Here is a 4686-nt window from a genome sequence, read left to right as displayed (position 1 = left end):
CCGAATATTTTCGGCATGTTGGCCTGTATCCAGAGGCAAATCTGCGGGGCGCGCCCGAACTGCACGTGGTGAAGGCCGAGGTGGTTTATCACGCCCCCATCCTGCTCGACGAGGAAATCGCCATCTGCGTGCGCTGCGACAAGATTGGCCGCACCTCGCTTACCTTTGCGTTTGAAGTGCACGCCGGATCGGCGGAGGATCTGCGCGCCAGCGGCACTGAAGTGCAGGTGCATGTTGATGAACCGCGCGGCCGGCCGACACCCGTGCCGGACACGCTGGCCGCCCTGTTCGAAGCCTTTGAAGGACGCCTGTTCAAATGAAATATCTGCACACCATGATCCGTGTGTCGGATGTGGCCGAAACGCTGCGCTTCTTCGCATTGCTGGGCCTGAGGGAACTGCGCCGCCATGACAACGACGCCGGCCGTTTCAGCCTGATTTTCCTGGCCGCGCCGGATGATGAAGATGCCCAGGTCGAACTCACCCACAATTGGGACGAGGCCGGCTACACCGGCGGGCGCAATTTTGGCCACCTCGCCTATGCGGTGGACGATATTTATGCGGCGTGCCTGGCATTGATGGAAGGCGGCGTGACGATCAACCGGCCGCCGCGCGATGGCCGCATGGCCTTTGTGAAATCGCCGGACGGGATTTCGGTGGAACTGCTGCAGGCCGGGCCGGCACTGGCCCCGGCTGAGCCCTGGGCTTCGATGCCTAATGTGGGGAGCTGGTAAGATGCTCGAAGTCGTCGGCGTGGCGGTGTTGTCCGACAATTATGTCTGGCTGGCCCATGATGCGGCCTCGGGCGAAACAGCGGTCATCGATCCCGCCGTCGCCGGCCCGGTGCTGGAAGCCGCCACCAGCCGCGGCTGGAAGATCACCCAGATCCTGAACACCCACTGGCACCCTGATCATGTTGGCGGCAATGCCGATATCGTGGCGGCGACCGGTGCGAAAGTGACCGGGCCGCAAGCTGAGGCGGCCAAGATTCCGCACATCGGCCGCGCCGTGGTGGAAGGCGATACGGTGCAGATCGGCAGCCAGATCGGCCGCGTCATCGATTGCCCGGCACACACCGCGGGCCACAATGCCTATGCCTTTGATGGCGCGCTGTTCTGCGGCGACACGCTGTTTGCCATGGGCTGCGGCCGCCTGTTTGAAGGCACGGCCGAACAGATGCACAGCGCGCTGGCCAAGTTCATGGCGCTGCCGCCGCGCACTTTGGTGTATTGCGCGCATGAATATACCCAGTCCAACGCGCGCTTTGCCGTAACGGTCGAACCGGAGAACGAGGCGCTGCGCAAGCGCGCCGAAGCCGTGGACCGCCTGCGTGAACGCGGCGACCCCACCGTGCCGTTCAGCCTGGCGATGGAGGCCGCGACCAACCCCTTTGTGCGCGCCGGCAGCGTGGCCGAACTCGCCCGCCGCCGCGCCGCCAAGGACGTTTTTAAGGGATGACATGTTCAGCGATGATACAGCGTCGGGCGGGTATTGCGGCTCCATGATCAGAAACGCGCTTTTCCTTGCCGCATTGGTCGCGGCCTTCCCGGCAGCGGCAGGCGATGATCTGCCGGCCAAGGCTGCCGATTTCAAGCCTGAAACCCGCTCATGCCTGCAAACGCGCAGCATCCTGCAAACCCAGGCCGGCGCCGATCACAATTGGTATGCGCGGCTGCGCGATGGCCGCTGGTGGCGCAACAACATGAACTGCCCCACGCTGGAACCACGGCGCGGGTTGGTGCACACCAGCCCGATCGGCAGCCAGTGCCGGGGCGACATCGTGCAGGTGATCGATTTCAATCTGGGCGGCGTCAACTTTGGTGGTTGTGGCCTGGGCAGTTGGGAACGCGTCGCCGGGCCGCCGGCCAAGCCTGCGAAAAAGGCCGACAAACCCAGCGGTTGAGGTTCAGCAGCAGCCGCCACCTGCCGCTGGTGCCGCCGGCGCCATCGCTGCCAGCATATCAAGCGCCGGGCTGCTGCCATAGGTGCGGGCCTGTGCCATGGTGTGAAAGGCTTCCCACACCACGCCTTGCGGATCAGTGGTCCAGCTTTTTTCCGAACGGGCATAGCAACAGGTGGTTTCACCTTCGGCCAGCACCGGTTGGGCTGCTGCCGTCAGACGCGCCGTGACTTCCGCCAGTTCCTCCGGCGTTTCGGCCTGGATGCCCAGATGTTCGATGCCGGTCGTGGCATGGCCGTGGCTGATGGCAAAATTGACGCGCGGATCGTCAAGCATCCACTTGGCATAATCATCCCGCTGCATTGTTGGCGCGGCGCCGAACAGGCAGGAATAAAAGGCGATGGATTGGGCAAGATCAGTCACGCCCACATGCACGTGCAAACGCTTCATATGCAGTCTCCGGTTGTGCAGGCCGCCACAGGCGCGAAGCCCTGGCAGCAGTCTTCAGTGAGGAAGCCGATCAGCGCCCGCATTGCAGCGAAGTCCGCTGCATAGATGAGGCTGCGGCCGGCGCGGCGCACTTGTACCAGCCCGGCCTGTTCCAGCAGTCCAAGGTGATGCGAAAGGCTGGAGGGCGGCACGTCGAGCGCCAGCGCCAGCCGGCCGGCAGCCAATCCGTCCGCGCCGGCCACGACCAGCGTGCGGAACACGGTGAGGCGGCGTTCGTGGGCGAGGGCGGCCAGCGCGATGATGGCAAGCGGTGAATCCATCCGATATCCTTTCGACAGATATCGAAATATTCGACGATTATCGAAATGTCAACTGCGCGCCTCGAGCCGTGCCTTGATTGCATCCCAGATGCGCGCCGGCGTGTTGGTGCCATTGAAGCGGTCGATGGCGCGGATGCCGGTGGGGGAGGTGACGTTGATCTCGGTCAGATAGCCGCCGATGACGTCGATGCCGACAAAGATCAGCCCGCGTTTTTTCAGCTCCGGGCCGAGCCGCGCGCAGATTTCCTGTTCCCGCGCCGTCAGTTCGGTGGGCTGGGCGCTGCCGCCCGCGGCCAGGTTGGAGCGGATTTCACCCTTTTTCGGCAGGCGGTTGATGCCGCCGGCCGGTTCACCATCAACCAGCACGATGCGCTTGTCGCCCTCTGCCACGCTGGGCAGAAAGGCCTGCACCATGAACGGTTCGCGCCAAACGCTGCTGAACAATTCGACCAGCGCCGGCAGATTGCCGTCGGTCTTGTCGATCAGGAACACGGCGGTGCCGGCGTTGCCATACAGCGGCTTGACGACGATGGCGCCGTGGCGGGCGCGAAAATCCATGGCCTCTTCCAGGCTCTTGGTCACCAGTGTCGGCGGCATCAGATCGGGGAAGCGCAGCACGAACAATTTTTCGGGCGCGTTGCGCACTTCGGCCGGATCGTTGACCACCAGCACCCGGTCCTGCACCTGTTCGAGCAGATGGGTGGCGGTGATATAGCCCATGTCGAACGGCGGATCCTGCCGCATCAGCACCACATCGGCTTCGTCACCGATGTCGACGGTGCGTGGATCGCCAAGCCATTCATAATGCGCGCCGGCCTGGTTCATCACCTTCAGCGGTCGCGCCTTGGCCCGCACCCGGCCATTTTCCGCCGACAGATCGTCGGCGAGATAGTGGATCAGGCTGGCGCCGCGCTCCTGGGCTTCCAGCATCAGCGCGAAAGTGGAATCGCCGCCGATGTTGATGGTTTCGATCGGATCCATCTGGACCGCGACGCGCATGGTCATTGTTCGTGCCTTTTTCAGTTTTCGGATCTGGCCAGCGTTGCCAGCATGGTGCGGATGCGATCGCCGGCCAACCGGTCGTGCGTGGTTTCCAGCATGGCGGTCAGGCTGGCGCGGGCGGCGGGCAGGCGGCCAAGCCGCTGTTCCAGCCGGGCGCGTTCCCACCACAGGCCGGCCTGATCCGGCGCAATGATGGTGAGCCGTTCATACAGGGCCTGCGCCCGATTGATGTCGCCGTTCAGCCGCGCCCGGCTGGCCTGGTTCGACACCATGCGCACCAGCATCTGGCGATTGCTCATCGCCGGGAAACCGCCCGCCACAGCGCTGCCGCCGGCCTGGGCCGCGATATCGGCGGCGCGGGCCTGGGTAACGCTGATGCCATGATCAAATGGATCGACCAGCGCCGATTCGCCGCCGCCATGCACCGCCACCAGCACATGGCCCGGCAAGGCCAGTGCATCGGCGCGCCAGCCGACCCGGCGCGCCAGCGCGACATACAGGATCGACAGCGAAATCGGCAGGCCAAGGCCGCGCGTCGCGACAGCCACCAGATCGGCGTTCAGCGGGTTGTCGTAATCCTGGGTGTCGCCGGTCAGCCCGGATTTGCCGCCAATCAGGCTGGCAAGATGCAGCGCGCGGGCTTTGGCTGTGGCGGGGGCCGTGGCGGGCGCCGCTTCGCGCTGCAGAGCCACCGCCCATTCCGTCACCAGCCGCCGCAGTCTTTCCCCATCGGCGCGGCTATTATCAGCCAGACTCAGCGCAATGCCGGCTTCGACCAGGTCGATATCGTCATCTTCCAACAGGCCAATCGTTGCCAGCAACATCAGTTTTCTTCCCGCCAGATGGCGATGAGGTGCCGCGGCAAAGCCCACGGTGTGATCACGACGGCATCGTGCCTGAGCACGGCGCCCGGCCAGCCGTGCCGAGTGGCGAGCCAGCGCGCCGCTGCCTGACAACGCCGCGCCTGGGCAAGATGCAGCGCCGCCACGCCGGAGTCGAGAGTGGGCCGCGCCTT

The 4686-nt window shown here is 64.8% G+C and carries 8 protein-coding genes and 1 pseudogene; 4 read left to right on the top strand and 5 right to left on the bottom strand.

Annotated elements, in window-relative coordinates:
- The 4 genes from RMO81_RS11605 to RMO81_RS11590 form a co-directional block, all read left to right on the top strand.
- On the top strand, positions 1-320 hold a 320-nt coding region (locus RMO81_RS11605), incomplete at its 5' end, for a thioesterase family protein (protein ID WP_310476041.1).
- Positions 317-733, top strand: a complete 417-nt coding sequence (locus tag RMO81_RS11600; RefSeq protein WP_310476040.1) for a VOC family protein — start codon at positions 317-319, stop codon at positions 731-733. The genes RMO81_RS11605 and RMO81_RS11600, both read left to right, overlap by 4 nt.
- Position 734: 1 nt before the next feature.
- Complete coding sequence (gene gloB, locus RMO81_RS11595; protein ID WP_310476038.1) at positions 735-1457, top strand: hydroxyacylglutathione hydrolase; 723 nt, start codon at positions 735-737, stop codon at positions 1455-1457.
- Position 1458: 1 nt separating this feature from the next.
- Positions 1459-1902 carry a hypothetical protein gene (locus tag RMO81_RS11590; protein WP_310476037.1) on the top strand — a complete coding sequence of 148 codons (444 nt, stop codon included), beginning with the start codon at positions 1459-1461 and terminating at the stop codon, positions 1900-1902.
- 3 nt (positions 1903-1905) lie between these two features.
- Here RMO81_RS11590 and RMO81_RS11585 read toward each other — a convergent pair whose 3' ends face one another.
- From RMO81_RS11585 to RMO81_RS11565, 5 genes and pseudogenes are all read right to left on the bottom strand, one after another.
- Entirely contained in the window at positions 1906-2349 is a 444-nt protein-coding gene (locus RMO81_RS11585) for an ArsI/CadI family heavy metal resistance metalloenzyme (protein WP_310476035.1), read from the bottom strand.
- Positions 2346-2669 (bottom strand): metalloregulator ArsR/SmtB family transcription factor, encoded by a 324-nt coding sequence (locus RMO81_RS11580; RefSeq protein WP_310476033.1) that lies wholly within the window; start codon positions 2667-2669, stop codon positions 2346-2348. The genes RMO81_RS11585 and RMO81_RS11580 overlap by 4 nt, the downstream gene beginning before the upstream one ends.
- Positions 2670-2717: 48 nt before the next feature.
- On the bottom strand, positions 2718-3674 hold the full coding sequence (gshB, locus tag RMO81_RS11575; RefSeq protein WP_310476031.1) for a glutathione synthase: 957 nt from the start codon (positions 3672-3674) through the stop codon (positions 2718-2720).
- Positions 3675-3688: 14 nt separating this feature from the next.
- Positions 3689-4495: a tetratricopeptide repeat protein gene (locus RMO81_RS11570; RefSeq protein ID WP_310476030.1), complete on the bottom strand. Its 807-nt coding sequence runs from the start codon at positions 4493-4495 to the stop codon at positions 3689-3691.
- A pseudogene (locus RMO81_RS11565) lies at positions 4495-4686 on the bottom strand (hypothetical protein); the annotation flags it as partial. The pseudogene RMO81_RS11565 and the gene RMO81_RS11570, both read right to left, overlap by 1 nt.

It is taken from the genome of Sandarakinorhabdus sp., assembly GCF_031422795.1.
Lineage (GTDB): Bacteria > Pseudomonadota > Alphaproteobacteria > Sphingomonadales > Sphingomonadaceae > Sandarakinorhabdus.
The sequence above is the reverse complement of the archived record's forward strand: the minus strand, read 5'-3'. Positions and strand labels throughout refer to the sequence as shown.